General features: G+C 39.3%; 26 protein-coding genes and 1 tRNA gene. 14 read left to right on the forward strand and 13 right to left on the reverse strand.

Annotated elements, in window-relative coordinates; all coding sequences use genetic code 11:
- Window positions 1-23 precede the first annotated feature (23 nt).
- Both ACQ86K_RS12075 and ACQ86K_RS12080 read right to left on the reverse strand, forming a co-directional pair.
- Entirely contained in the window at window positions 24-932 is a 909-nt protein-coding gene (locus ACQ86K_RS12075) for a prephenate dehydratase (RefSeq protein WP_091168353.1), read from the reverse strand.
- 236 nt (window positions 933-1,168) lie between these two features.
- Window positions 1,169-1,729 (reverse strand): hypothetical protein, encoded by a 561-nt coding sequence (locus tag ACQ86K_RS12080; protein ID WP_091168350.1) that lies wholly within the window; start codon window positions 1,727-1,729, stop codon window positions 1,169-1,171.
- 102 nt (window positions 1,730-1,831) lie between these two features.
- On the opposite strand from ACQ86K_RS12080, the gene ACQ86K_RS12085 reads away from it, so the two are divergent.
- Window positions 1,832-3,088 (forward strand): IS4 family transposase, encoded by a 1,257-nt coding sequence (locus ACQ86K_RS12085; RefSeq protein WP_431199200.1) that lies wholly within the window; start codon window positions 1,832-1,834, stop codon window positions 3,086-3,088.
- A 77-nt stretch (window positions 3,089-3,165) separates the two neighbouring features.
- Here ACQ86K_RS12085 and ACQ86K_RS12090 read toward each other — a convergent pair whose 3' ends face one another.
- From ACQ86K_RS12090 to ACQ86K_RS12100, 3 genes are read right to left on the reverse strand one after another with little or no spacing between them, the layout of a single operon-like run.
- Window positions 3,166-4,092: a sterol desaturase family protein gene (locus ACQ86K_RS12090; RefSeq protein ID WP_091176603.1), complete on the reverse strand. Its 927-nt coding sequence runs from the start codon at window positions 4,090-4,092 to the stop codon at window positions 3,166-3,168.
- 1 nt (window position 4,093) lies between these two features.
- Entirely contained in the window at window positions 4,094-5,152 is a 1,059-nt protein-coding gene (gene aroB, locus ACQ86K_RS12095; RefSeq protein ID WP_091176601.1) for a 3-dehydroquinate synthase, read from the reverse strand.
- Between the two features lie 2 nt (window positions 5,153-5,154).
- Window positions 5,155-5,361 carry an RNA-binding S4 domain-containing protein gene (locus tag ACQ86K_RS12100; protein WP_091176598.1) on the reverse strand — a complete coding sequence of 69 codons (207 nt, stop codon included), beginning with the start codon at window positions 5,359-5,361 and terminating at the stop codon, window positions 5,155-5,157.
- A 58-nt stretch (window positions 5,362-5,419) separates the two neighbouring features.
- Between ACQ86K_RS12100 and ACQ86K_RS12105 the strand changes: the two genes are divergently transcribed.
- Entirely contained in the window at window positions 5,420-6,628 is a 1,209-nt protein-coding gene (locus ACQ86K_RS12105) for a proline dehydrogenase family protein (RefSeq protein WP_091176595.1), read from the forward strand.
- Between the two features lie 25 nt (window positions 6,629-6,653).
- Here ACQ86K_RS12105 and ACQ86K_RS12110 read toward each other — a convergent pair whose 3' ends face one another.
- Complete coding sequence (locus tag ACQ86K_RS12110) at window positions 6,654-7,286, reverse strand: HAD family hydrolase (RefSeq protein ID WP_176844616.1); 633 nt, start codon at window positions 7,284-7,286, stop codon at window positions 6,654-6,656.
- Between the two features lie 65 nt (window positions 7,287-7,351).
- Here ACQ86K_RS12110 and ACQ86K_RS12115 point away from each other — a divergent pair.
- From ACQ86K_RS12115 to ACQ86K_RS12130, 4 genes are all read left to right on the forward strand, one after another.
- Window positions 7,352-7,425, forward strand: a tRNA-Ile gene (locus ACQ86K_RS12115).
- Window positions 7,426-7,719: 294 nt separating this feature from the next.
- The gene (locus tag ACQ86K_RS12120) at window positions 7,720-8,946 is read left to right on the forward strand and encodes a site-specific integrase (RefSeq protein ID WP_157526489.1); all 1,227 of its coding nucleotides are present in this window, start codon (window positions 7,720-7,722) and stop codon (window positions 8,944-8,946) included.
- Between the two features lie 474 nt (window positions 8,947-9,420).
- Window positions 9,421-10,926, forward strand: a complete 1,506-nt coding sequence (locus ACQ86K_RS12125) for a hypothetical protein (protein ID WP_431200441.1) — start codon at window positions 9,421-9,423, stop codon at window positions 10,924-10,926.
- Window positions 10,893-11,234, forward strand: coding sequence for a hypothetical protein (locus ACQ86K_RS12130; protein ID WP_431200442.1), 342 nt, complete (start codon window positions 10,893-10,895; stop codon window positions 11,232-11,234). Before ACQ86K_RS12125 ends, ACQ86K_RS12130 begins: the two co-directional genes overlap by 34 nt.
- 22 nt (window positions 11,235-11,256) lie before the next feature.
- Here the strand turns inward: ACQ86K_RS12130 and ACQ86K_RS12135 are convergent, their stop codons facing one another.
- From ACQ86K_RS12135 to ACQ86K_RS12165, 7 genes are all read right to left on the reverse strand, one after another.
- Complete coding sequence (locus ACQ86K_RS12135) at window positions 11,257-12,123, reverse strand: hypothetical protein (RefSeq protein WP_157526487.1); 867 nt, start codon at window positions 12,121-12,123, stop codon at window positions 11,257-11,259.
- 1 nt (window position 12,124) lies between these two features.
- A complete protein-coding gene (locus ACQ86K_RS12140) occupies window positions 12,125-13,402 on the reverse strand; it encodes a hypothetical protein (RefSeq protein ID WP_157526486.1) in 1,278 nt (425 codons plus the stop codon).
- Between the two features lie 53 nt (window positions 13,403-13,455).
- Window positions 13,456-15,756: a S8 family peptidase gene (locus ACQ86K_RS12145; protein ID WP_157526485.1), complete on the reverse strand. Its 2,301-nt coding sequence runs from the start codon at window positions 15,754-15,756 to the stop codon at window positions 13,456-13,458.
- Complete coding sequence (locus ACQ86K_RS12150; RefSeq protein WP_157526484.1) at window positions 15,749-16,891, reverse strand: AAA family ATPase; 1,143 nt, start codon at window positions 16,889-16,891, stop codon at window positions 15,749-15,751. Before ACQ86K_RS12150 ends, ACQ86K_RS12145 begins: the two co-directional genes overlap by 8 nt.
- Before the next feature lie 289 nt (window positions 16,892-17,180).
- Entirely contained in the window at window positions 17,181-18,068 is an 888-nt protein-coding gene (locus ACQ86K_RS12155; RefSeq protein WP_431200443.1) for an RES family NAD+ phosphorylase, read from the reverse strand.
- Window position 18,069: 1 nt separating this feature from the next.
- Window positions 18,070-18,294, reverse strand: coding sequence for a hypothetical protein (locus tag ACQ86K_RS12160; RefSeq protein WP_431200444.1), 225 nt, complete (start codon window positions 18,292-18,294; stop codon window positions 18,070-18,072).
- A 256-nt stretch (window positions 18,295-18,550) separates the two neighbouring features.
- Window positions 18,551-19,189 carry a hypothetical protein gene (locus ACQ86K_RS12165; RefSeq protein ID WP_157526482.1) on the reverse strand — a complete coding sequence of 213 codons (639 nt, stop codon included), beginning with the start codon at window positions 19,187-19,189 and terminating at the stop codon, window positions 18,551-18,553.
- A 233-nt stretch (window positions 19,190-19,422) separates the two neighbouring features.
- Between ACQ86K_RS12165 and ACQ86K_RS12170 the strand changes: the two genes are divergently transcribed.
- From ACQ86K_RS12170 to ACQ86K_RS12205, 8 genes are all read left to right on the forward strand, one after another.
- On the forward strand, window positions 19,423-19,752 hold the full coding sequence (locus ACQ86K_RS12170; RefSeq protein ID WP_157526481.1) for a helix-turn-helix domain-containing protein: 330 nt from the start codon (window positions 19,423-19,425) through the stop codon (window positions 19,750-19,752).
- The gene (locus ACQ86K_RS12175; RefSeq protein WP_157526480.1) at window positions 19,749-20,069 is read left to right on the forward strand and encodes a hypothetical protein; all 321 of its coding nucleotides are present in this window, start codon (window positions 19,749-19,751) and stop codon (window positions 20,067-20,069) included. The genes ACQ86K_RS12170 and ACQ86K_RS12175 overlap by 4 nt, the downstream gene beginning before the upstream one ends.
- Window positions 20,070-20,549: 480 nt before the next feature.
- Entirely contained in the window at window positions 20,550-21,095 is a 546-nt protein-coding gene (locus tag ACQ86K_RS12180; protein ID WP_431200445.1) for an AAA family ATPase, read from the forward strand.
- Between the two features lie 70 nt (window positions 21,096-21,165).
- Window positions 21,166-21,429: a hypothetical protein gene (locus ACQ86K_RS12185; RefSeq protein ID WP_157526478.1), complete on the forward strand. Its 264-nt coding sequence runs from the start codon at window positions 21,166-21,168 to the stop codon at window positions 21,427-21,429.
- Between the two features lie 172 nt (window positions 21,430-21,601).
- Window positions 21,602-22,024 (forward strand): plasmid mobilization protein, encoded by a 423-nt coding sequence (locus ACQ86K_RS12190; protein WP_157526477.1) that lies wholly within the window; start codon window positions 21,602-21,604, stop codon window positions 22,022-22,024.
- The gene (locus ACQ86K_RS12195; RefSeq protein ID WP_157526476.1) at window positions 21,979-23,235 is read left to right on the forward strand and encodes a relaxase/mobilization nuclease domain-containing protein; all 1,257 of its coding nucleotides are present in this window, start codon (window positions 21,979-21,981) and stop codon (window positions 23,233-23,235) included. The genes ACQ86K_RS12190 and ACQ86K_RS12195 overlap by 46 nt, the downstream gene beginning before the upstream one ends.
- Window positions 23,236-23,246: 11 nt before the next feature.
- Window positions 23,247-25,184, forward strand: a complete 1,938-nt coding sequence (mobC, locus tag ACQ86K_RS12200; protein ID WP_157526475.1) for a conjugal transfer protein MobC — start codon at window positions 23,247-23,249, stop codon at window positions 25,182-25,184.
- Between the two features lie 96 nt (window positions 25,185-25,280).
- Entirely contained in the window at window positions 25,281-25,514 is a 234-nt protein-coding gene (locus tag ACQ86K_RS12205; protein WP_157526474.1) for a helix-turn-helix domain-containing protein, read from the forward strand.
- Window positions 25,515-25,583 lie beyond the last annotated feature (69 nt).

Below are 25,583 nucleotides of genomic sequence, written 5' to 3' on the forward strand. Positions count from 1 at the left end.
GTTCTGTTTGCCGATTGTCTTTATTATACACTACGCCTGATATTGATATACTTGCGGATGCTCCGTTCGGCCCGGCGAGGTTTTGGGCTCACCGCATGCTCATCATCGTGCCTTTCGTACTCGCCAAGGATATTGAAGTTATGGGTGTACTTAAGGATCTGCCTTATGGAAGCGTCATATTGTTTTTGCTCCTCCCATTCTATATCTACATAAAAATTGTACTCGTTGCGCTTGCCCAAAATTGGCATCGACTGGATTTTGCTCATATTTACGCCTTCTTCGGCAAAAATATTAAGCACTTTAGCCAATGCACCAACTTTGTTACTTACCTGGAAGCATAAAGAAGCTTTGTTAGCCGGTTTCTTTTCGATATTATCATGATGGGTAAGGATCAGAAAACGAGTGAAGTTTCTTTTGTTCGATTCGATGCGACGCTCCAAAACATCCAGGCCGTAAAGTTTCGCGGCTAAGGAATTTGCAATAGCAACCGTATCTGTTAGTTGCTCATCTCTGATGCGTTTAGCACAGGCCGCGGTATCACTGCTCTCCACAATTTTGAGGTGTGGATATTCGTCAAAAAAATCAACACACTGGCGTAAGGCAATGGGGTGGGAGGTTACATATTTAATATCCTCGAATTTTACCCCGGGCAAAGCCATCAGGTGCAGCTGGATGGGCAGGTAAATTTCACCAACTACGGGAAAGCCATAATCAAGCAGCAAGGTATAGTTTGGCAGGATGCTGCCGGCAATGCTGTTTTCGATAGCCATTACCACATAATCGGCCTCACGGTTTTTTAAACTTTCAAACGTTTGTTTGAAAGAGTTGCATTCAATGGTCTCGGTGTTTTCGCCGAAGTATTTCAATGCAGCTTCTTCGTGAAAAGAGGCCCGGATACCCTGAATTGCAACTTTTGGTTGTTCTATTTTCATAAACCTGCTTAAAGCAAAAAGTCCCGGCTGGTAGGCCGGGACTTTTTAGTTTCTTTATATGTTTGTTTTGTACATATTAGTCCCGGCTCTCACTGGTAAAGTAAAAGTAGTAGCCAAAAAAATATGCACCTGTTAATTTCATTTGTTGTTTCTTTATTACGACGTAAATGTACGGTAAAAAAAGAGTTTGTCAATAGAAAATTTTATTTTTTGTAAAAAATAATAGGTCAACCAAATTAAATTCTGTTAAAATTGGATTTTGATTCACCGAAGAACCTCGTTTTTACGATAAAAGTAATTTTAACGCCTGATTTTTCCGGAAATTTCTGAAGAAGATCGGCATCGCTAATTAACATGGTGGGTTTTATAACCTCTCCGTTTTTAAATCTTATTTCTACATCAGCCGTATTACGACTTTGTTTATGAATTATCTCTTCAATGTCAGTCTTGTAATAAGTCATGATATGTTGTTCCAGAGCTTGTCCAAAAAAATCCTTTACCAGATTACAAGCTTCTTCAACATTAGGTGCATGATATTCATACAAGTGATTATCTATATCAAGATAATAAACACAAAACTTGCTGTTAAAGTAAAGTCCTAATTTTAGATAATTCAAATCATTATCCTGAATAGTTACTGATGGGCCGGTTAACTGAATATCAGTTAATGCACGCTCGGCATCCCAGGGGAAATCCTTAATGAGTTGGATGGTGTCATCGAGGTTGCGATATTCTTCATCTGAGTACTCGCCTTTTTTGTAAGTATTATGCTGTAGTTTGGATATTAATTGTAACATGGTTTAGTGCGACACAAAAGTGTCACGCCAAATATAATGCACTGTTGTCCGGTAAAGATTTTTTAGGGAAAAAGGAAGGGATAGCCGAAAGACTACCCCTTTGTGTTGATATTTGAGTTACCACACTTAAATACACAACATGAGCAAAAGTACTTTTTTACCGGACAGCCGGTCCTGAATCAGTTATTAGGTTTAATAGATCGTAATAATGTTCGATCATTAGCAAGACGTGGGGATCACGATCTCTACTACCGTTACTTTGATACCTATACACATCTTGTAACGATGCTTTACTGCGTTTTTAACAGATGCACCAGCAGCAGAGAAGTAATCAGCGGCATGAAAGCAAGCCTGCATAAGCTTCATCATATCGGTATAAGTAAATGTCCGGCCAGAAGCACCTTATGTGATGCTAATGCCCAGCGTAGCTTTGAAGTATTCGCCCGTATTTATGATAACCTGTATAGGCGACACAAGCAGCTTTTACCGGACAGCCGATTAAAGATCGACCCTAAGCTATTCATTGCCGATTCTTCAACAATTACCTTATTTCAGCAAATATTGAAAGCCCCAAGCCCGGGAAAGGCCAACGGTAAGAGAAAAGGCGGGATCAAAGTTCATACGCTCATTAAGGCAGCAGATGATGTACCGCTGAAAATTAGCTTCACGGCAGCCAGCGCTAACGATATGCCCTTCCTTAAAGAGATCAAACTCGAACCAGGTTCCTTTATCGTTTTCGATAAAGGTTACGTAGACTATTCTGAATATCAAAGAATGACAAATGAAGGCGTATTCTTTGTCACCAGGCAGAAAAAAGATGCCAAATACTCAACAATGTGGCTGAATGAGCTTAGCGAACAAAGCAAGGCACACGGTGTCATCGAAGATAAACTACTCCTCCAGGGCACACGTACTCAAAAAGAGGGTATCCAGTTGGAGATTCGCCTGGTTACTTTCTTTGACAAAGAAACCGAAAGGACATTTGAGTTTTTAACCAATAATTTCTCGTTACCACCTGAAGCTATTGCCGATCTTTATAAGAAACGATGGCTTATTGAAATACTATTTAAGCGGGTAAAGCAAAATTTCCCGCTTAAATACTTCCTGGGGGATAATGAGAATGCAATCAAAATACAGATATGGTGCGCTTTTATTGCCGATCTTCTAATCAAAATTGTCCAGGTACAACTCAAAAGACAATGGTCTTTCTCTAATCTGAGTTCTATTATAAGACTCCATCTGATGAGTTATATCCACCTATTTAACTTTCTGAACGATCCGGAGAAACTGTCCGTCATGTCAACAAATCACTCACGGCAACTAAAATTGGGGGGCTTGGACATCCGCTTTAAAACCTAAATCCTTCTTTTTATATCATAATGCAGTCTTTTTATAACAATAACAAACTTTACCGGACAACAGTGAATATAATGTTGTTATGCGGCAGTTTCGTGTTTTTTATGAGCCTCTTCCATTTCCTTATATTCCCGTTGCAGCACACGCGCAGTTTGGGTACTGCCGTTATGGCTCCAGCCCGGCGGGTGAATAAAGTACCCTATTTTTGATTTGAGATCCGGGGCATTTCTGGCATCATGCAATAAAGCCTTCCATTCATGGAATAAAATATTCACGGGCCCCATATCTTGAGGTTGTTTAGTTAAGCCATATTTAACCGGCTCCGGTAAATCCTCATCGCGGAAAGTGCCAAATATTCTGTCCCAGATAATCAATACCATGCCCATGTTTTTGTCAAGATAAGGGATGTTTGACGCATGATGAACACGGTGATGCGCAGGCGTTACAAAAATCCACCCATACCATTTTGGCAAGGGGATTTTGTACTGAGTATGCACCAGATTGCCATAAAGCTGGGTAATAAGGTATGCATACAGGATATCTAAAGCGGTAAAGCCCATTAAAGCCAGCGGGAGGTAAAAGAATACCCGGTAAAGTGGTTCAAATACTGTTGACCGAAAGCCCGTGGTGAAGTTAAAATGCTCGGACGAGTGATGGGTAACGTGCATGGCCCAAAACATACGGCAGTAATGCCCGGTATAATGAAGCACCCAATATAAAAAGTCCTGTACAACAACCAATATAAACCAGTACCAAAAAATATTCTGAATTTGAAAAAGCCTGTAATGCTGGTAGGTATAATCAAGTATAAAAAAGGTAAATACCTTAACGCAGAGATTAATAACAACAGCCAGCGAAGTAAGATAAATATTGGTTAGTGTATCGCGGGTTTCATAGTACTTGCGATCTTCCCAATAGCTCAGAGCCATTTCAACAAGTGTTAAAACAACTAATAAGCCCATTAAAACAAGGGCTGCCTGATTTCGCGGATCCAAATGTTGCAGCATGTTACAGGTTAATGTAATATCTCAAACTTTCACAAAGTTCGTCGGCAGTACACACATTATCAATACTAAACTCACCTATATGTGTTAACAGGGTGCAATTAATTTCGTCTCCAACGTTCTTTTTGTCCTTTTTCATGTTCAGTAACAACTCATCAAAACTGTTTTCGTCGATGGTATATCTCGGATAAAGAGCGGTTAATACTGTTACAATTTCATGAAGTTCGCCTGAAGACAATCCCGCTTTTTTGTGGGCGAGGTATGATTCGCAGATCATGCCGATAGCCACTGCTTCACCGTGCGAAAGGCTGTCTTCGTCATGTAATAGAGAGTATGTTTCAACCGCATGCCCGATAGTATGCCCAAAGTTTAACGCCTTGCGAATGCCTTTCTCGTGCGGGTCCTCAATAGTGATTTTATTCTTGATTTCTACGGAGCGGTGAACAAGTTCAACCGAAGGATTTTTCAGGTCGCTGTTTTTAAGTTGATTCCAATAATTGGCATCAACAATTAAACCATGTTTAAGCATTTCGGCCAAACCCGAAAGGATCTGGCGAGGCGGAAGGCTTTGTAAAAACTCGTGCGCTATAAACACAGCTTTAGGCATAGTAAATGTCCCGATAATATTTTTTATGCCGTCAACATCGATACCTGTTTTGCCGCCCACAGAGGCATCAACCTGTGAAAGGAGGGTAGTTGGCACCTGTACAAAATCTATCCCTCTTTTATAGGTAGAAGCGGCAAAGCCTCCCATATCTGTAATAACACCGCCACCTAAGTTAATCATAAGGCTTTTACGATCGGCACCAAAGTCAATCAGCATTTTCCAAACCCCAACACAAAAATCAATGTTTTTGCTTTCCTCGCCCGATGAAACCTCGATCAGGTCGTAATTATTAAAATCTGTAAGTTTGCTGGTAAGTAAGGGCAGGCAGTGTTCGCCTGTATTTTCGTCGGTTAAAATAAAGAATTTTGAATAGTTGCCTTTTTTAACAAAATCAACTAATTCATCAAGGCTATTATCAAAATAAACCGAGTAATTATCGCTTAAAATAGTGTTCATTATTATATGACTATAATTTTATTTCCGTCGAACTCAACTGCGTCACCTCTTTTTACTTTGAGGCGTTTTCTGTAGTCAACTACGCCGTTGTACTTCACGAGGCCTTCAGTTACAACTATTTGCGCCTCGCCGCCGGTTTGCACTAAGTTCGCAGCCTTGAGTAGCTGGATCATGGGGATAAAGTCCCCTTCTAACTTAAATTCGATCATGGGATGGCAAAAATAAACTATTCATGCAATTATGAGTTATCATTTTATAATTTTGCAGATGACCTCTTTTGAAACTAACAATAATCAAGGACGAAATACGCCCTCGTTCGAAAATACAGAAATAGCTTTTCGCCATTCATCCAATACCGATCTTAACCGGGCCTACTGGCTGTTCAGGATGATCAATATTAACTTTTTGGTAAAGATAGGCCCGCCAGTTACCAATTTTGCCATGAAAATTGGTTTGCCGATAAAGAATATTATCAAAGCTACCATATTTAAACATTTTTGCGGCGGTGAAACCATTGCCGAATGTGATAATACCATTAAAAATCTTTACAGCGGCAGGGTAGGTACTATCTTGGATTATTCAGTAGAGGGAGAGGATGAAGAAACCGTATTTGATAATACCCGCGATGAGATTATCCGAACCATTGAGCGTGCAGCGAAAGATAAAGCCATCCCCCTTACCGTATTTAAAGTAACTGGTGTAGGCCGCTTTGGCCTGCTTGAAAAATTGGATGCCCGTCTTAAATTAAACGATACTGAAGAAGAGGAGTGGAGAAGGGTACAAAACCGCGTGCTGGCCATTTGTGATAAAGCGTTCAAAAACAACGTACCGGTAATGATAGATGCCGAAGAAAGCTGGATCCAGGATACCATTGATCTTTTGGCGCTTACCATGATGACTCAATTTAACAAGCAAAGGCCGATAGTTTATAATACCTATCAAATGTACAGGCATGATAAACTGGCTTCGATGTTAAATGATCATGCAATTGCTCAAAGCGAAGGCTTTATATTGGGAGCAAAAATAGTACGCGGTGCTTACATGGAAAAAGAACGTAAACGTGCTGAAGAAAAGGGCTACCCATCGCCAATTCAGCCCGATAAAAAATCTGCTGATCTTGATTATGATTCGGCGCTTGATTATTGTACCAGTCATATCAATGAAATAGCTTTTATTGCAGGTACACACAATGAAGAAAGCTGCCGTTTGCTGGCCGAATTACTGGACAATAAAGGTATTGATCATAAACATCCACATGTTTATTTTTCGCAATTGCTTGGCATGAGCGATAACTTGAGCTTTAACCTCGCCCATGCCGATTATAATGTGGCTAAATATGTGCCTTATGGACCGGTAAAGGCTGTACTGCCATATTTATTTCGCCGTGCACAGGAAAATACGGCTATAGCCGGGCAAATGAGCCGCGAGTTAAGTTTAATAACAAAAGAAAGAAAGCGCCGAAGCGCTAACTTATAAAACTACCATACAAAGAGGGCATTTATTAAATTAATTGCTCTCTTTTTGCAAAGGACTGTATTGTATCTGGAGCTGTCATTAGAAAGGTTTGGATACCCAACTTTTTTGCGGCCTCCAAATGCTGCGGACTATCGTCAATAAATAAGGTTTCTTCGGATATTAAATTATTTTCCTTAAGTACCTGTTCAAAAATGGCAGGCTCTGGCTTGCGTTTGCCTGTAAGGTGCGAGTAATATGTTTTTTCGAACAGGTGATCGTTTCCGTCAAAACCGAAATCGGTTTTAAGATAGTTCATGATATAATCGTAATGGATAGCGTTAATATTACTAAGCAAAAAAGTACGGTATTTGTCTTTCAGCTTTAACAGTAATTCGTGATTTCCTTCGGCAATTCCGACCAGGATACTGTTCCATGCGGCATCAATCTGATCATCCGTAAGGGATAGGTTGTTTGTTTTTTCCCTTACGTAATCCCTGAATTGTGTTGCAGTAACCTCGCCGCGATCAAATTTATCAAAAATTTCATCCTGAGTTTTGTGGCCAAAAAACGCTTCGGGGTTACTTATACCTAATTGATTCCATGATTGTTGAACCCGGAGAAAGTCGATACTGAAAATAACGTTACCATAATCAAAGATGATATTTTTAATATTTTCCATAAAAAGAGTTTGAGATATGGCCGCAAATATGTAAAATTGCACCCGCAAACAAAAACAAAATAACCGCGCCTATAGCTCAGTCGGTTAGAGTAGAAGACTCATAATCTTTTGGTCCCTGGTTCGAGCCCAGGTGGGCGCACTGAGTAGACAATCTCTACACCTACAAACCCCTTAAATCGCTGATTTAAGGGGTTTTTTCATTAATTATACCCTTACCAACCCTTTGTAAAGCCAAGGTTCTCGTTACCTATCCGACTACCTGTTTTTAATTTTTAACTTAGGTAACACAAACCGCTTCAATGAATTGAAATACAGTTTATTACGCGTTAAAAGTTGATTATTTTAGTCAATTTATATTGTGTTTGTGTTACCTGTTGTGTTACCTAAAAACGGGATGTATTAATAAACATTTAAAACTTAAAAATTAGATTTTATGCAAACATCACAGTCGTTCGGTATTCATTTTACCACCCGTCCTGACAAAGCGAAAGACGGAAAAGAACCTATTTATGCCTGCGTGACGGTAAACCGTCAACGCGCTTATATTGCTTTAAAGCAAAATGTTGATCCCAAAAATTGGGATGGCGGCAAAGGTGCCGCTAAAGGAAATAAGGAAGAGGTTAAGTCCATTAATAACTACCTGGAGGAAGTAAGGCTTGCCATTGGCAATAGCTACAAAGAACTTCAGATCAAAAGGAAAATGTTATCGGCGAAAGCAGTAAAAGACCTTTACCTTGGAGAGGAAGCTCAGGTTTATTCTCTGAGCCGTCTTATAACGTACCATAACGAAACTTCTACCGAAGATTTAAAGTGGAGTACACTCAAACATTATTATGTCACCCAGCGCTATTTAGTGAAGTTTCTGGAAACTCAATTTAATGCAACAGATATTTACTTACATCAGTTAGATTATAAGTTTGTAAAAGACTTCGAGGTTTATCTCCGCAACCATAAACCTAAAGATCACCAACAACCACTAAATAATAACGGTGTGATGAAGCATATTATCAGGCTGAAAAAAATGACTAATCTGGCTTTAAATTTACAATGGATAACAAACGATCCATTTGCTACCTACAAGTTAAAGATCCAAAAGGTAAACCGTGAACAATTATCTGAAAAGGAATTGGCGGATATGGAAGAGAAAAAGTTGTCGATTGCCAGGCTGGATATGGTACGGGATATGTTTGTTTTTTGCTGTTATACCGGATTGTCTTATGTGGACATGATCAATTTAACTCCGGCACACATCATTGCCAGTAGCGACGGTGAAAGATGGATCAGGACTTGCCGTGAAAAAACATTAATACCGGTTAATGTACCGCTACTTCCACCAGCATTAAAAATTTTAGATAAATACGAGGACAATATAAGATCACTTTCGGATGGCCGGGTATTTCCAACAGTATCGAATCAAAAGGTCAATAGTTATTTAAAGGAGATAGCCGACTTATGCGGGATAACAAAAAAAGTAACGTTTCATATTGCCAGGCATACTTTTGCTACAACTGTAACTTTATCTAATGGGGTTCCTATTGAAACTGTTAGCAAAATCTTAGGTCATACAAAAATTACCACAACACAGATTTATGCTAGAGTGGTTGAACGTAAACTTAAAGAAGATATGAGAAATTTAAAATCCCGCCTGAATATGGATTGATAAATATTAAGCCTGCATTAAATAACTTTCAATTTTAATGCGGGCTTACAAAAACAATGATAAAATGCTCGTTAACATTTATTGGTATAATCAGCATCTTTTACCTAGAAGCCATATTGAGTTTACAAACCCAGCATATAAATAGTTATCCATTGTTGAATAATCTAAACAAATTGGCGGGATCATTTCGGGGCGTATTTGCGTTTTGTCATATGCTTATCGCAAATGTTCGGTTTAGCGACGCCTTCCGTCTACTTAGCACAACAGATATGATGATAAAACGAGCTGGTTTAACCTGTGGGAAGATGCCGAATGAGATGCGAAAAAGCTTCTGGAGCTGTTGTCTTCATTAACCTGACGACGTTTTATCGAAACCACGCCATAAGTTTAATTTGTCTTCAACGGCTTAGCGCGTTATACAAAGCCTAAAATATTAACTTAGCAAACAACTTTATCATATTTACTTGAACCATCATGAAGCTGGATATATTAACTCAAAACCTGGTCGAAAATGCTGCGAACCTTATTGACCAAGAAGGAATTCCGAAAGACCATGTTTGGAGCCAGCATTATTTCATCGTAAATGAAAAAGAATATCCTTTTAAATACCTCGCCTATCGTGCATTGAGGATAATCGGCAGGACAGACATCAAGTTTGAGTCAAACGATCCCTACCGGAATTATTTTAAAGAAGCGCTGGGCTATAAAATGACCTATTACGAAGGAGGCTATAATTTTTTTACGCTGGAAGAATTGCAATATTACAATTCGGTCTTTAATAAGCCATATCGTAAAGATGAGCCCGCCCATCAGGTCTACCCTAATAAATTATATCCTCTGATTGCCAAAGTAAACTATTGGGCTGCACAGGTAGCAACTGATGGTTACAAACTAAAAAAGGATTCCAACTGGCTGACTGCTTTTTCTGCGAATATCGCGCCGTATATGTGGCCGCGTGTCTTTAAGGAAGAGGACAAGGACATTTTCTTTAATGTGGAGGTTAACGCGCCTAATCAGTTCATTGGTTATAAACTGGATGGTTATATCAAAACCAAGAAAGAGTTAAATGATGAGCAGAAAGGAATTTTATGGGATTTCAAAAATGAAATAGACTGGCAATGGATAAAAATCAAATTTTCGGATGTTCCCAACTATACCTGGGAACGCTTAATTGCCGAGACCAAGGCCTATATCAAAGCCTACGATCAGCATTATGACCATTTAAGAAAAAGACTTTACAAAGAAAAAAGACTAGCCAGGATCACATGGAATACCAATGGTTGGATCAAACCATCCGGTCGGGCGGGTAAAGCACTCAGCAAGAGCCATGAAAACGACCATGGGTTCGGTCACGAAGAATGGTTGTTCGATACTGATCAAATCATCGAAAAGCTTAAGTATGGCTTCCTGGAACCTATCCATAAATTCAAATCCAAGTATACAGGCAAAGTCTTCGACCTTTCCCTGTTCACCCGCAACTCTTTAAACGTTACCCAATACTGGGTAACCACATTAAAAAACGTGGAAGTGATCTCCCCGGAAGAAGCTGCTGCCGTGCTACAGGATTATAGAGACAATGGGTGGTTTGACCAGATGAAACAGGATCTTAAAGCGGTTGACCTTGATGGAACCATGCTTGATCAATGGGTAAAGACTGATCCGACAGCGCTTATTAATATTAAATTTAACGCGGCACAATTAACAGATTTGCCCTTGCAACTTATCGAAGTAGATAACCCGGATGATATCCCGGCCGATCATTATGTGCTTTATCATGTCGATGAAAAGCTAACCGGCAAATACGAAGCGAAGATTAAGCAGCCTTTCTCCTTTGGTTCCGGCAGCATGGAAGCTGATCTAAAAAGAGAGGTAAGCGAAAAAGTTATACGACAGAGCGGGAAATGGAATTTCGTCATAACGACCTTCAAGAAAAACTCCTACTGTTCTTGCAAGATCAATATAAAAGTAAAGAAGATGTGAAGCGCGAATGCACAGCCTACGGTGGCTGCCGAATAGATATTACCAGAAAAACTGATACGGGCTATATCTTTTATGAAATTAAGACTTACAACAATTTATTGACCTCTATTCGTTTAGGTATCGGTCAATTACTGGAATACAATCTTTTCCCTCAAGCCCAACAAGCAGAGCAAATGATATTGGTTTCAGACCAGGCAGCTACCCAGGAAATACGAGATTATATCCTGCATTTAAAATCCTTTATCAAGCTGAATTTCTCTTATATGCACTTCGATCCAAAGCTTTGTAAGATCATTAGCGAAATTTGACGTTAACAATAATCAAATAACTTTACAATGGTTTAAACTCTATCAGGTCGCCTGTATTAGAAAAGCGATAATCGAAATGGCCAAGACGCAATACCACATCACCTGTTCCATTGCCGCTAATGACCTGATAACGCCCATAATTAATTTCCTGAAATGCCAATCGGGTTATTGGATGCCCATAATGACAAACTCGGATCATATGGAGGTTAACCAAACCGCCATCATAGGTATGCAAAGGAATAAATTCATTGCCAAAAGCGTTAGGAATTGCCGACCAGGCCTCGGATTGAATATTGATTTCCTTTTGCGCACCAAAATCGTCTCCCGACCGGTACTTATAAGCGGCACGAGCCAGAATATCATAAACTGTTTTGTTGACTTGTTTTAATTCTTTAGCCCCGGTGCTAAACCCGTCGTCGTATAGAAAATTACTCAGTAATCCATTGGTAAAATACAGGTAAGTTTTGATCCGTGATGCATAGAACATCCCGTTTCTGGACACATTAGTCAATTTCAGAACACTCGCTAGATAATCTACAGTTAGTGATTCATTTTCAATGCCAGATTCCAGGATGTTCTTGATCTCACCACTCGTATAATACTTTGTGACGGAAAATCCTGTTAGCGCTTTTTTCAAGTCACGATCCGAAATGAAGGTGATCTTCTTATCTGTACGAATAAAGACAATATTCCGGGTGAAAATCTCAAATGCTATATTAGTTATTTTGTCACTCTGGCTGCTATATAAAATCATGACCTGATCCCTGTGATAACCTAAAAACGTCATACAATCATTAAAGGATAAGCCGGACATTTCAAGCGGTGCCTGCTGAAAGCCGTTGCCATCAGGAATAAAAATATCGGTCGCAGGTTTGTTAAAATAAGACATATTAAGCTGAGATCTTTTTGGGAATGTTCGTCACTTTCTTGTTAATAAATTCGTGAATGCGCTTTAATTCAGCATTGCTAAAACTAACCCCGAAGAGCCTTTCAAAATGCTTCAATTGTTGGTTGATATTGGTACTATTTTGAAAAAGTTCCCATATATTGGTCAAACCCTTGAACCGGTTAATCACTTTACGGTCCTTAAACCAATCCATAGAATGAGTTAAGACCTTGCCGGCTATCTTGGCAAAATTTATTTCTTTCAGACCATCCTTCAAATCATGCGATTTCAGGAAAGTATTTGCGCTTTTGTCAAGGTCTGCATTCTGAAAAACATCCAAGTGATTATGAAGCAGACGATGACTGGGGTCAACATATTTTTTAACAAAGGTCGTCCAAAAAGTATTGAAAGCTTTGCGTGCGTCCAGTTGTTCCCGAATGGTTGGCGATTCTTGAATTTGCCGTTCCAACAGTATAAAGTGCTCCCTTAGTTCCTGAAAGTCAGCACGCAGTTGAGCCAATTTAGCTGGTATTTGGTCGATTTTATCCAGTTGAGCAAGTAGTATCGTTGTAAATGGCGGTATGGGTAAATAATGATAGCCCAAACTTTCTAACAAGTCTTCAAGCTGAACTTGATGTAATTTTGCTAATTTCTCCAGTGCTTCTATCGAGTATGGTGTTCTTGCAATTTCGTTGACCTGCTGACCGTACAATCCGATAGGAAGTGTAGTTTGAATCGTGGAGGTATTCGATACACTGATCAGATTGCTGATCAAATCATGAGAACTTGTTTGGACTTCGGTAACAATAAATTCATCGTTGTCATTAAATGCCCCCGTTACCAGCGGAAGCTTGGTTGCCGGTTTAGATACATCGCTTTGTATGAAATAATCTGTTTTTAACTTTCGACCATACTCGGTAATGAACTCTTGTTCGGCTTCCTTTTTGCTCTTCCCGTCACGGTTACCCCTATAGATTACCCGGCCAGGTGTTTCCAACACCCCACTTACGAACTTTAAGCCGGTCTCACGCACAAGCATATTGAGTATGGGCCGGCCTGTAGGAAAAATTGCAGGTGCCGTCAAACTTAAATGATTCAATTCATCCAGTGATGTGTAAAATTCTGAACAGCCAATAAAAGATTCTACAAATGTGTTCAGCGAAAAGATAAACTCAGGTGTCGGCTTGCCGTAGCCTCCTAGGCAATAATCCAGCTCATCTAACAGGCTAAGACTGATGTAGGCGCTATTGTAGTTAACAGTATCTTGGATAAGGTCTTCCATTTTCAAAAATAAGGTTTCGTATGAACCAACTATCAATCAATCCTCAGTACTGACTAAACAGAAGCTGAAGCAGAAGCACGGGCTACAATTTCTAAGTTTACCGGAACAAGCGCACTGTATTTTGCACGGATTTTACTGTACAAATCCACACTGGATTTGGGAGATATTACTGTCAAAACTAAAGCATACTTTATTTTTGCTGAGTTATATCTTCTTCCTCTTTCCAGCGCATGTAAGTGAAACATAGGGTTTCTAATATTGTCTGCCCTTTTGTTTTTTCTTCTTGACTCCAAACTATCCCACTTATAATCAGCGCGTAGTTCGTTTTCAGCCTGATACGGAGTTTGTCCTGATTCACTAACTGGAAATTGTGCCTCCCGTACCCATCCATCTGCTTCTAATTGCGCTACTCTATTCGGCTCAGCCGCGATATCTACCTGTGTTGTTTTGCCAGCCCGTTTGAAAATATATTTTGAGGTGTTAGGATAAAACGAAGTAACAATGGATGAGGTAGAATAATCATCAGGGCTTTGTGGGTCAACATTGGTAAGCACAGCAGCTGTCCACCTAAAATTAATATTTCCGGTGGTGATGTCCTCAGACCACGGAATAGGTAATTCAATAAATTTACCTGGTTCTATTTCGCCGTTATATATCAACGTGTACGATTTATCAGGACAAGTAGCAAACTGCTGGATGTCATCCGGCAAGACTCCGTGTCCTATTTCATAGTTATGGCCTGTTCCTGTTTCTGATACCCCATGAATTACTAGGGCACGTGCAATCAATATATTTATTGCATCATCACTATAGCCCACTAATTGGCCAGTTGTGGCGCTGGCTATTGGACTAGAAAAACTGGTTCCCGCATTCATTATCCTGGAGCCACCCACGTGATTCATCAAATGGATTGGAGTTTGAGAGCATCCGCCGAATGCAGAGAGGTCAGGTTTTAGTTTATTGCCTTCCCGACCTGGCCCAATACAACTGTAAGGCGCTCTAAATATGTTGCTATCCACCTTTGAATAAGCACCAATAGCTAAACCATTAACCATATCGGAAGGCGCCTGAATTCTGTTATAACCATCTATGTCGCCATCATTTCCTACTGCTGTGCAAAATAAAATATCATGCTTTTGAATAAGCATGTCACAGGCAAACGTAAACCGACAAATATGGTCATCTAATATTTGACCGTTAGGGCCTAAACTTAGATTGTAAACCTTTATATGATTATTGGCCGGAACGATTCCTTCTATAGCATCAATAACCTCATATAGATCAGGATCGCTTGTGTCTACCGATAATACACGGAAGTTTTTTACAGATACTGATGGTTCTGGCAGCTGATCAGAATTCCTAAACCTGTTCAGAGCGCCGTACAATACGGCACTGGTTACTTGGGTTCCATGATCGCAGTAAGCGTCCGCAGGTGCGCCGGTAACCCATTCTTCATACTCTACGTAAGGATCTAAAGCGGGATTTCCCGCAGTATAACCGCCATCGATAACTCCTACTGTGACCGTTGGCTTAATGGTGAACTCCGGAGGTCTTGGTGCGCCAGTTTGTATAGACCCGCGATTTATTTTTGAAAAATCCCTGATATTTAAAGGGTGTAGTGTTCTTAAAGGGTTGTAGCCAGCAAGTATTGATAATACGTCACGATTACCAATTAAACTTATGAAAGTTATTCCTTCTTCATATTGCTTATAGCGAACCTGATCCAAATCCACACCAGCTATACTTACAAGATTAAAAAATTGATTTAAAGCGGCTTCTTGATCGATATCGAAAGGGTGAAGTACGGCCTCTAGCCGGCCGCTTTCCCAATCATCAGGAATACCAACGATTTGTTCATTTTCTGAAAGCAAATCAACGCTCACTAATTTTCTAACATCTTCGGTAAAGCTTTTAGTTAAGCTCAACTCTGGTTTATTCAATTGCGCTTTGAACCTAACTAAGCTATTTTCCGTTCCTCTCACAAAAAACAACTTGCCTTGCGATAAAGGATCATTTCCTCCTTTTTCAGCATAATCGGCCGCCCGCCAAACCCTGGAGCCTATTTCCTGTAAGCCAAATCGCTCGGTAGTCCCGTCAAATATGGAATCAGGATAATAGCTTTTAGCCGAAAAATCAGGGTGCATTCTCATACACAAAACAACCTCATTCGGAAGTTTAGAGTTATTAGGCATCTGACGTAAAATCCCGGTTGCTGCGTCTATATCACCAATAATCTTCTCCTTGGCCTCGTCAAAGGTTGCCGGTAAAGGTTTGCCGCCGCCAGATGATCGTTTGGTAACTGACTTACTGTATAGCTCTCCTTTGTAAAGGATGGGTCTTCTTTTGTTACTCATGAGATTTTGATTTAGCTAAGTGATGTTGTACGCCTGCGGGGCTAAGTCCAGTTATGTCTGCTAATTTTCTGACCGTCATATCTTTTCCGAGCATCTTCTTCGCGAGGACGCAAAATTTTCCCCTGATTTTTTTGTCGGAACAAAAATTTTCTAATTCGTTAAGGGTCGCTGTAGCAAAAGCTTCATTTTTTATAACAACCCGTTTCTTTACATTATTTGAAAATTTGCAGATATCAGCAGCACTCTTTTCTGCCAGCATTTCAGAAATTAAGGGTATTGGCATAATTTGAAGATCCTGCGAGAAATACTTATCTAAGTTTTGTTTAAGTAATTCGTTTCTTTCTTCAAGATCAGGAATAGGTATCTCAATTATATGATCGAAACGCCGCCATATCGCCCTGTCTAAAAGTTCAGGGTGGTTACTTGTCGCAATAACCATTGATGATATCGGCCAATCCTCTAGTTCCATCAAAAGAACATTAACAACTCGCTTAATTTCGCCTAAATCGCTATTGTCATCGCGCTTCTTTGCTATGGCATCAAATTCATCAAGTAAAAGTACCGAACCGGTTGATTTGGCAAAATTCAATACTTTTTTTATGTTCGTTCCTGTTTTACCCATTAAGTTGGAGATACTGGCAGAAAGATCCATGATGACTAAATTTTTATCAAGTCTTTTAGCAATAAAATGAGCTAACATGGTTTTACCGGTTCCTGGTTGCCCAATAAGCAATAAGCTTGAAGAAGGCTTAATTCCTTCTTCCAATAAAACTTTAAGATTGTTTCTCTCCTCTAAAATATCTTCGATCTGATTCCGTAATACCAGATTAAATACCGGAACATCACCTTCAATCAATGTTGGACTTTTTACCTGTGCCATTTCCAAGTGTGTTTCTGTGTCCGTTGGTATTGGCGTAAGCCCCGCGCCGGATGATCTGATTGCATTCAGTCCGCCCGTTGACCTTGTACTAATGATAGCCTGAATTTCTTTAGAAATTTCAGGATCTGTTTGCTTAATAGACCTGGCCAAGCTTAGAGCAACCGCTTCCACTTTCCTTACATCGCCCAATAAGCCAGCGGAAACCAAGTCGGTTAAATATTTTAAAGATTGATTTTTGTTTGGTTCTTTGCTCATGTATAATAATAACAGTACAACAAAAGTACGTTAAATAAGCATTTATCAAAGTAACTTGTTCAGTTTATTTTTTATTAATAAAAAAACCATACAATAATTATTGCCAGTTAGAAGTTCAAGGCAAGAAATTATCAAGCAAAAACGGACAACAAAATTTTAAGTTGCGCCAATAAGTTGATACTTGAAGCAATTAACCAATCTAACTGTTGCCGGATTATTTACAAACGAATCGACATCTCAAAGTTCCCGTCGAGATAATTTGAAATTCCTGTAATTCAGTAAGAATTAGCTATTTTTCGTCTGGAGTTCCCTTGTCTTGAGCATTATTGTTACGTCGAAACTCTTCCAAATATTCAGGAATAATAAATTCCGGATCGCTCATATTGAAAGCAATATTTTTTGGTATATCAGGACCGTTGTCAATACGCGTTTGTGGGTTTTTAGGGTCTTGAAATTTTTTAAGTAATTCAAATATTTCGTCCACTTTGGAATTGTAAGATATCTTGGACGTTATAGGATTATACGAGTATGAATAAAAGGAAGCCATTACTTGATCTGCTGTTGGTTCTTGAGACATTGGATCATGTTCAATATACTCATCAAGAATAAACCTAGTTTCTGCAGACACAAAAAAATATTTCTGCAAAAAAACATCATTTCTTAAAGCAATGTTATCGCCAAATCCTTTCCTCTGTACAGACGGATAAATTATTGCTTCGACATCATCTTTTGAGCGGATAGGATAGAATAATTGTTCGGAACTAATGACTGCACTAAATAGATAATCTCTAGGCCTACTTCTGTCTACTTTTAATGTAAATACATCTACGAAAAACTCCCTAATCAAGGAATAAACTAATCGTAGTGGATCTGAAAAATTTTCAGCTGAAAATGGTTCAGGAATAATTACGGAGCATGTGGATTCAGCACCATTTTTCAGTACAAACCGAGTAACTGTTATTATATCCCCATATTTAGGCTTAGTCTCCCAAAATGCAGAGGCTTCATCAAGAGAGCAATAAAGCACTCTTTGCCTCTCAATATTGCATCTGTTAATTTTGACTAAATGTGATGGTGGGGCGAGGATATCTTCTATACTTGTAAAATAACTTACCGGTTTCGACCTGCCAGAAAAAATATTTGTGTTATGGGATATTCTGACCAGATGCCTTGGCAAACTAACAGCTTTTACAACTGATTTTAAATTGAAAAATGTTGCTACATTTTTTTAGCAATTCATACTGCTCTTCCGGTAAATCATGAACCTTGCCGAAGAGTGATCGGTACCAGTTTAATTTATCAATTATTTTATGTATTGGCTGAACATTTAATCTTTCTGTATTAAACTTGTTATTAGCGACTTTGGCAATTCTTCCGTTTTCATCAATTAAATCTTCTGCCATTAGAGCTTATTAAAGTGAATATATAAGTTAGGTATTGTGCATTATAGTATTAAGAAAATATCATTATTATGAAAGGCCATTACAATCGCTTAATCTATTAAATTACTTTTCGGAAATATTTATCTTAAAAACATAGCTCATTTTCAAATAATAACAAACAAATTGAATGATTTAATTTCTACCGTATCAATGTTTATACACATCAATATATTTGGATAGCGATTATTTTTAGATTGCGAAGTTTAGAGACAATTGACTAATCTACATCCCAATCATCTTTTGTATTTTCCTTATAATGCTTTAGATACTTGCCCTGTCGTGCCACAAACAAATCAGAACTATCGTCATCGAGAGAAATAATAAATTCAACCTTGAAATATTTGGCACAAACACTATGGATGCTGTTCATTTCATTGAAATGTGATTTTGCAGTTATCAACTGTTCGTCTGTAAAAGCGTGAATATTAAAGTTGTTTCCGGTTTTGGATTTATCGGTATGCGCAAATGTCTTATCCCGTAACATTCTCAAATGTTTATAGAAATCCGAATTTATTAGTTTGTCAATCCGCTCTCCATTAGATTCAAAATCTTTCTGATAAGATTTACCCTTTAGATAAGCAACTTTTCTGTTTAGTTTGTGTAATCCAGCATAATTACTATTACCCTTATTTGATTCTAAGAGCTTACAATATTCCATAGTAAAAGTATATAAAAGGCTAACGTTATACTTTTTGAAAATGAAATTATTTAGAAAATCTAATTCTTCTTTTTTCCGGTGTGGCTTAGAGATAATCAATATCTCTCCAAGTGCTACAGAAAGAAAAAACAGACTTCTGTGAGTGTAGCCGAAATTGTCTGGAAGTTCTTCATCGGATACGCCTTCGTATTGTGACATACAATAAATTAATGTGAATCAATTTTACAATAATTATATCATCTAATATAATAGGGCAATCATTTAATTGCATTGACATTTAAACAGGCTGCATGCAAAATATTGTCATTGCAGTTATTCATCCTAATAACTGTCATTTATAAGAATCACAATAAAAAACACCTACCTCGTACATGAGGTGTGAAAAATATATTTTGCCCTTCCTCACATTTGCTGTGCTAAATTTTTAAGCTATGGCAAATTATAATGAAACTTCAAATGACTTTCCCAAAGTTCACCGTGATCAGTTGATCACGGTGCAGGACTTGATCGATTTTAAGCAACAGCTGATTGTTGACATCAAAAAGCTATTAAAAGAACAGACCGGCCATCCGGGACACCAATGGCTTAAAGCGTTCGAGATCAAAAAGATGCTGCGCCTTTCAGAAAGCAAGCTTCAATACCTTCGCGACAAAGGCCTGATCCCTTTTAAAAAGTTGGGTGGTATAACTTATTACAACCTTGAAGACATCCAGGCGCTGATGAACTCCGGTAAGTTGAACGATCAAATGAAAATGGCATGAAGCGTAAAGCAAAGCGGATCGTTCCGAACGTCCATAAATCACCCAGGAACAGCGTAAAGATTGTTCCACTAAGTGATGAAGGATTAGGCACTTCCGTGCCGCCATCATTGGCCAGTATTGAAATTTATTTTGATCAAAAGGGAGTGTTATTGGCTGCCCGGGATTTTTATGAAGAACATGAGCTAAGGGCATGGAAAACCTCAACAGGTTACCCGGTTAACAACTGGAAGGTCTGTGCAGCTGAATGGATCTTTAATTACCGGCAGGAGTTAAAACGGAAATTCAGAATGTCTCCATTTTACAGCGAGTCTTCGTGAGTAAGTCATTGAAAGTTTGATGACAAATTGGCGGTTGGTGAGTGGCGTGTGAATTCGTTTGCTGAAAGCTTCGGATTTATTCAATGGTCCTAAACGAAGTATTTGTCACCATCAATCTAAAGCTATCAAAACAGGAAGTTTTTGAGAACTATTGGATTATTAAGGCAATCGTACAAGGAGCTCATTGGAACTGGACGAGAACAAAACAGATAACTGTTTCCGGTACCCATTATAGATTCGGTATTTACAGAAATATGCATTTATGGAATTATGCAGCTACAGAAAAGTGTAATTATTGAAATACAGAATTACAGATATATGCAATTACAGATGTCTGCAATTAGAGAAATATGTATCTGAAGATTTACAGCATTATGCAATTACATCATAATGTATTTATTAAAATATAGAATTACATAACATGGGAAAGATCATCACCGTAGCCCACCAAAAGGGGGTGTAGGAAAAAGCACACTCGCTATGAATTTAGCCGTGTGTTTTCAGGATCAATTAAAGGTTGCTTTAGTTGATACGGATTTGCAAGGCAGCCTTATTCAGATCAAAGAGGAACTGCCTGACCTCGCAGTATTAAGTAACGACGAATTGCAGGAAATTAAAAGTTTAGACTACGATCTCATTATCGTCGATACGCCGCCTTACCTGTCGAACAAGCTGCCGGAATTATTTGGACTATCCGACTTTATATTAATACCGACGAAGGCCGGATTTTTTGATGTGATGGCTATCCGTTCGACCATCGCACTGTTAAAAGATGCGCAGGTAACGAAACCGGATATACAGGCCGGCATTGTTATAAATATGATCAAGCCGCGCTCTGGTATTACCAAGGAAGTGAGCGGACTTTTAGCAAGCATGGAAACCCCCGTTTTAGATACAATGATATATGACCGCGTGAGCATCGCAAGGTCATCTATTACCGCTGGGGTTTTGCAAGGAAGCGATACCAAAGCGATAACAGAGATAACAGCTTTAGCGGAAGAGATCGTTAACCGCATCAGTGCATAATTACATAAATACAAAATTATGTAATCGCCAAAATCCGTGGTCTATTCAGGTAATTAAAGGAAAGTTTACAATGACAGATTATAAAGATAAGCTGGGTGGGTTAGCGGACAGGCTTAAAAAGGATACGCCGAAAACTCCGATACAGGAGGTGCAGCCGATCAGGCAGACTGCGGCAGTGAAAGAAGACGAGGCGCAATTAAATGTATGGATTCCAAAGGCACTTTTGAAGCGTGTGAAAACCTATGGGGTGGAATTCGATGCTTCTTTAAAGGATATCAGTATTGATGCTTTAAAGTATTTCTTAGAATCCAAATTGAAGAAGCCAACAGGTTGAAGGTCCTAACGGAATGCAGGCAGATTGAAGAAGTCTTAAAGGAGGAGATTGCCTCTTAACAGCAATCAGCAAGATAAACGTTTGTCGGACAAACGGATCTTGCCCCTGCCTTCCAAAGTCAGTCGGGGTATTGTAAAAATCCTCCAAGGTCGGATTTTTAAAGATTACAGGAATGGAAAATCAAGAAGAAAATCGGGAACGTAAAGTAACCACACGGTTCAAACCCAATGAATTTAAAGTGCTCGATACCCGGTTTAAGAAAACCCGCTTTTTAAAAATGAGCGAATATATCCGGTGCGTGCTGCTTGAAAAACCAGTCACAGTAAACTACCGTGATAAGTCGATGGATGAAATGCTGGAAGAATTGGCTCTACTCCGAAAGGAGTTAAACGCAATTGGCAATAATCTTAACCAGGCGGTTCGCCAAATCAATAGTGCTCACGGAAATGCGGATAACAGGTTATGGTTAAATCTGCTTTCCATTATCGGCAGCAAGGTTGATCCGGCAATCGGACAGATTAAAGAACGTATGCAAAGTTTCTCAGAATTATGGTCGCAAAAATTAAAACCGGGAGAAGTATCAGCGGCGCAATAAATTACAATGAACACAAAGTGAGGCTGGGGAAAGCAGAGCTGATTTTGGCACAAGGCTACCTCAAAGAACCGGCTGACTTAACGTTCACTGATAAGCTGCAAAGGTTGACCGATTTAACTCAACGCAATGAGCGGACGCTCGTCAATACGCTGCATGTATCGCTGAATTTTGCGGTGAGCGAACACCTCGAAAAAGACCTGCTTCAGCAGATCGCCGATGATTACATGGATGGTTTAGGTTTCGGTAAACAGCCCTATTTGGTCTATCAGCATCACGATGCCGGGCACCCTCATTTGCATATAGTCACTACTAATATCGAGCCGGACGGTAAACGGATCAGCTTTCATTTACTTGCCAACAAGGCTTCCGAAAGTGCCAGAAAACAGGTTGAATTAACTTACAATTTGGTGAAGGCAGAAGACCAGGGCAAGCAGCAAAACGTCATCGGTAAGCCGTTGGAAATGGTAGACTATGGTAAGTCCGAATTGAAAAGATCAATCACCAATGTGGTTAGCGAAGTGATTAGAGCCTATAAATTTACGAGCATACCTGAACTAAATGCGGTCTTAAATCAATACAATATCACCGCTGATCGTGGGTCAAAAGACTCAAGAATGTATGAAAAAAACGGTTTGGTTTATTGGGTGTTGGATGGAAAAGGCAACAGACTTGGGGTACCAATTAAGGCCAGCAGCATCTACGGCAAGCCTACTTTAAAGCACCTTGAGGATCGTTTCCGGCTAAATGAGGTGCTTCGCAAACCCTTGAAAGAGCGCCTAAAGACTGTACTTGACAAAGCCTTATTAACGCCGGTTTCAAAAGCGGCGTTTCAAAAGAAGTTAAAAGCGGATGGTATCCAGGTCATTTTCCGGCAGAATGAAGAAGGCCGTTTGTACGGGATAACCTTCGTCGATCACCAATCGAAAGCGGTGTTTAACGGTAGTGATTTAGGTAAAAATTACAGCGCAGCTGCGCTGATGAACTGGTTCCGAAATGATGAAATAAACCGTAGCGAAACCGTTTCGGCAAGAGAAACCAACAATAGAAATGCTCCTGGTTTTGCTGACAAATTTTCAGGCTCAAACCCAACAGGTGGTGATAGCGATTCACTGCTAAACATATTATTCAAAGAAGAACAACAGGATATGGCCGCACTCGGCAGACTGCAACAAAATAAGCGCAAGAAGAGAAGAAAAGGTAACTCACTTTAAAATATACCATTATGCAAACAGGTGAAAACGAACAAGCCCTTAGAAAGATTATTGACTTTACCAGGCTTTTAAGCATTGCTATTTTAATAGTCCATTTTTATTTAAGCTGTTACCCGGCTTTTCAGATCTTAGGTTTAACCAAACCTTTTGTAAATCATATTTTATTGCCGCTATCAAAAATGGTAGTTTTTGCCAAAGTGCTTTATGCTAAACTGGCGGCACTCTTGCTATTAATGATCTCCCTTGTAGGCAGCAAGGGGAAAAAGGATGAATCCATTAAAGCCAGCAGAATAATGATTTATTGTCTAACAGGCTTGATCTTTTATTTCATCAGTTCGCTATTCCTCACCCTTCGTTATCCGGCAACGACTATAGCATTATTGTACATAGGCGTTACTGCTATTGGTTATATGCTCCTGTTGTCAGGTGTGAGCTTGCTTTTCAGGATGCTTAAACTAAACTTAGGTAAGGATATCTTTAATAAAGAAAACGAATCGTTTCCACAGGAAGAGCGGCTATTAGAAAATGAATACTCAATCAACTTACCGGCAGTTTATAATCTGAAAGGTAAGAGCCGCAATAGCTGGATCAATATTATTAACCCTTTCAGAGGTACGCTGATCGGCGGCAGCCCAGGCGCTGGTAAGTCTTATTTTGTTATCCGTCACATCATCACCCAGCATATTGAAAAGGGATTTACCATGTTAGTTTATGATTTTAAATATGATGATCTAACAAAGATTGTCTACAATGCGCTGCTTAAATACGGCCACTTATATAAAGTGAAGCCTACGCAATACGTCATTAATTTGGAGAATATTATGCACCGGGCTAATCCCTTAGAACCGCATACAATGATCGATATAACTGACGCGATAGATTCAAGCCGCACGATCATGCTTGGCCTTAACCGCGAGTGGATAAAGAAACAAGGCGATTTCTTCGTTGAATCTCCGATCAACTTTATTACAGCGATCATGTGGTTTTTAAAGAAATATGAAGATGGGCGCTATTGCACATTGCCCCATGTGATCGAGTTGGCTCAGGTAGACTATAAAGATCTTTTTGAGGTATTACTTCAGGAACCCGAAATTGAAGTACTCATTAACCCATTTGTTTCGGCCTGGCAAAATGAAGCGTATGAGCAGTTGGAAGGACAGGTAGCAAGTGCCAAGATCAGCCTGGCCCGTTTGTCATCACCGCAGTTATATTATGTCTTGAGCGGCAATGATTTTTCGTTAGATATCAATAATCCGGATGAACCAAAAGTAGTGTGCCTGGCCAACAACCCGCAAAAATCACAAGTTTACGGAGCTGTATTATCTTTATACATTAACAGGATAAACAAGCTGGTTAACCGAAAAAATCAGCAAAAGTGCAGTATGATCTTTGATGAGTTCCCTACTATTTATTTCAATGGCATTGACAATCTCATCGCTACCGCCCGTTCCAACAAAGTCGCTGTTACCTTAGCCGTTCAGGATTACAGCCAGCTTAAAAAAGATTATGGCCGTGAACAGGCAGAAGTTATTTTAAATATTGTCGGTAATGTTGTTTTCGGACAGGTAACGGGAGATACTGCCAAGCAATTATCCGAACGCTTTGGCAAGATCAATCAGGAAAAGGAAAGTATTTCCATCAATAGCCAGGATACTTCCATTAGCAGATCAACGCAATTGGACTATGCGATACCTGCATCAAAGATATCGGGTTTATCTTCCGGTGAGTTTGTAGGAATGGTCGCAGATGACCCAGATAACAAGATCGAGTTAAAGACCTTTCATAACGCGATTCAGAACGATCATTGCGCCATACGCGAAGAAGAAGCAGCTTATCAGCCTATCCCTAAAGTGCGTGATGTTGACCAGGCAGAAGTTTTATTGGCCTACCATCAAATCAAGCAGGATATTAAATTATTGGTTGATAGCGTGTTAAGTAACCTATGTTGAATGAGGAAATAATTTCGCTTAATATTTATAAGCAAGAATAATACAACGCATCCGTTGTACTGATTTCAAACGCTTTATTTTTCTTTTATACTTCCGATGAATAAGGAAGTATTATTAAAAGACCTGGGTGAAAAGATCCGCATTGTCCGCAAGGATAAGGGGATCACGCAGGTACAACTTGCCCACTCCATCGGAAAAGACCAGCAATCAATTCAGCGCTTAGAAACAGGAAACATAAATCCTTCTTATATTTACCTACAGGAAATAGCAGAAGGCTTAAATATGAGCTTGTTAGATCTCCTAAGCCAGGAATTGCCTGCAAAAGCCTGATTAAAGAACTTTCCTGATTATTTAAATTATTGCAGACGCAGTAAAGCTTCGCTGTACATATTTAATCTC

Source organism: Mucilaginibacter sp. P19 (assembly GCF_050632265.1).
In the GTDB taxonomy this organism is placed as follows: Bacteria; Bacteroidota; Bacteroidia; order Sphingobacteriales; family Sphingobacteriaceae; genus Mucilaginibacter; species Mucilaginibacter gossypii.

Bases quoted from the DNA above. Each gene is read 5' to 3' on its own strand.
- ACQ86K_RS12090 (WP_091176603.1), bottom strand. From the start codon at position 4,092: ATGCTGCAACATTTGGATCCGCGAAATCAGGCAGCCCTTGTTTTAATG.
- ACQ86K_RS12195 (WP_157526476.1), top strand. From the start codon at position 21,979: ATGGTCGCAAAAATTAAAACCGGGAGAAGTATCAGCGGCGCAATAAAT.
- ACQ86K_RS12150 (WP_157526484.1), bottom strand. From the start codon at position 16,891: ATGAGCAAAGAACCAAACAAAAATCAATCTTTAAAATATTTAACCGAC.
- ACQ86K_RS12160 (WP_431200444.1), bottom strand. From the start codon at position 18,294: ATGGCAGAAGATTTAATTGATGAAAACGGAAGAATTGCCAAAGTCGCT.
- aroB (WP_091176601.1), bottom strand. From the start codon at position 5,152: ATGAACACTATTTTAAGCGATAATTACTCGGTTTATTTTGATAATAGC.
- ACQ86K_RS12075 (WP_091168353.1), bottom strand. From the start codon at position 932: ATGAAAATAGAACAACCAAAAGTTGCAATTCAGGGTATCCGGGCCTCT.
- ACQ86K_RS12190 (WP_157526477.1), top strand. From the start codon at position 21,602: ATGGAAAATCAAGAAGAAAATCGGGAACGTAAAGTAACCACACGGTTC.
- ACQ86K_RS12170 (WP_157526481.1), top strand. From the start codon at position 19,423: ATGGCAAATTATAATGAAACTTCAAATGACTTTCCCAAAGTTCACCGT.
- ACQ86K_RS12180 (WP_431200445.1), top strand. From the start codon at position 20,550: ATGAATTTAGCCGTGTGTTTTCAGGATCAATTAAAGGTTGCTTTAGTT.
- ACQ86K_RS12205 (WP_157526474.1), top strand. From the start codon at position 25,281: ATGAATAAGGAAGTATTATTAAAAGACCTGGGTGAAAAGATCCGCATT.
- ACQ86K_RS12185 (WP_157526478.1), top strand. From the start codon at position 21,166: ATGACAGATTATAAAGATAAGCTGGGTGGGTTAGCGGACAGGCTTAAA.
- ACQ86K_RS12135 (WP_157526487.1), bottom strand. From the start codon at position 12,123: ATGTCTTATTTTAACAAACCTGCGACCGATATTTTTATTCCTGATGGC.
- ACQ86K_RS12175 (WP_157526480.1), top strand. From the start codon at position 19,749: ATGAAGCGTAAAGCAAAGCGGATCGTTCCGAACGTCCATAAATCACCC.
- ACQ86K_RS12145 (WP_157526485.1), bottom strand. From the start codon at position 15,756: ATGAGTAACAAAAGAAGACCCATCCTTTACAAAGGAGAGCTATACAGT.
- ACQ86K_RS12110 (WP_176844616.1), bottom strand. From the start codon at position 7,286: ATGGAAAATATTAAAAATATCATCTTTGATTATGGTAACGTTATTTTC.
- ACQ86K_RS12140 (WP_157526486.1), bottom strand. From the start codon at position 13,402: ATGGAAGACCTTATCCAAGATACTGTTAACTACAATAGCGCCTACATC.
- mobC (WP_157526475.1), top strand. From the start codon at position 23,247: ATGCAAACAGGTGAAAACGAACAAGCCCTTAGAAAGATTATTGACTTT.
- ACQ86K_RS12105 (WP_091176595.1), top strand. From the start codon at position 5,420: ATGACCTCTTTTGAAACTAACAATAATCAAGGACGAAATACGCCCTCG.
- ACQ86K_RS12125 (WP_431200441.1), top strand. From the start codon at position 9,421: ATGAAGCTGGATATATTAACTCAAAACCTGGTCGAAAATGCTGCGAAC.
- ACQ86K_RS12120 (WP_157526489.1), top strand. From the start codon at position 7,720: ATGCAAACATCACAGTCGTTCGGTATTCATTTTACCACCCGTCCTGAC.
- ACQ86K_RS12165 (WP_157526482.1), bottom strand. From the start codon at position 19,189: ATGTCACAATACGAAGGCGTATCCGATGAAGAACTTCCAGACAATTTC.
- ACQ86K_RS12100 (WP_091176598.1), bottom strand. From the start codon at position 5,361: ATGATCGAATTTAAGTTAGAAGGGGACTTTATCCCCATGATCCAGCTA.
- ACQ86K_RS12080 (WP_091168350.1), bottom strand. From the start codon at position 1,729: ATGTTACAATTAATATCCAAACTACAGCATAATACTTACAAAAAAGGC.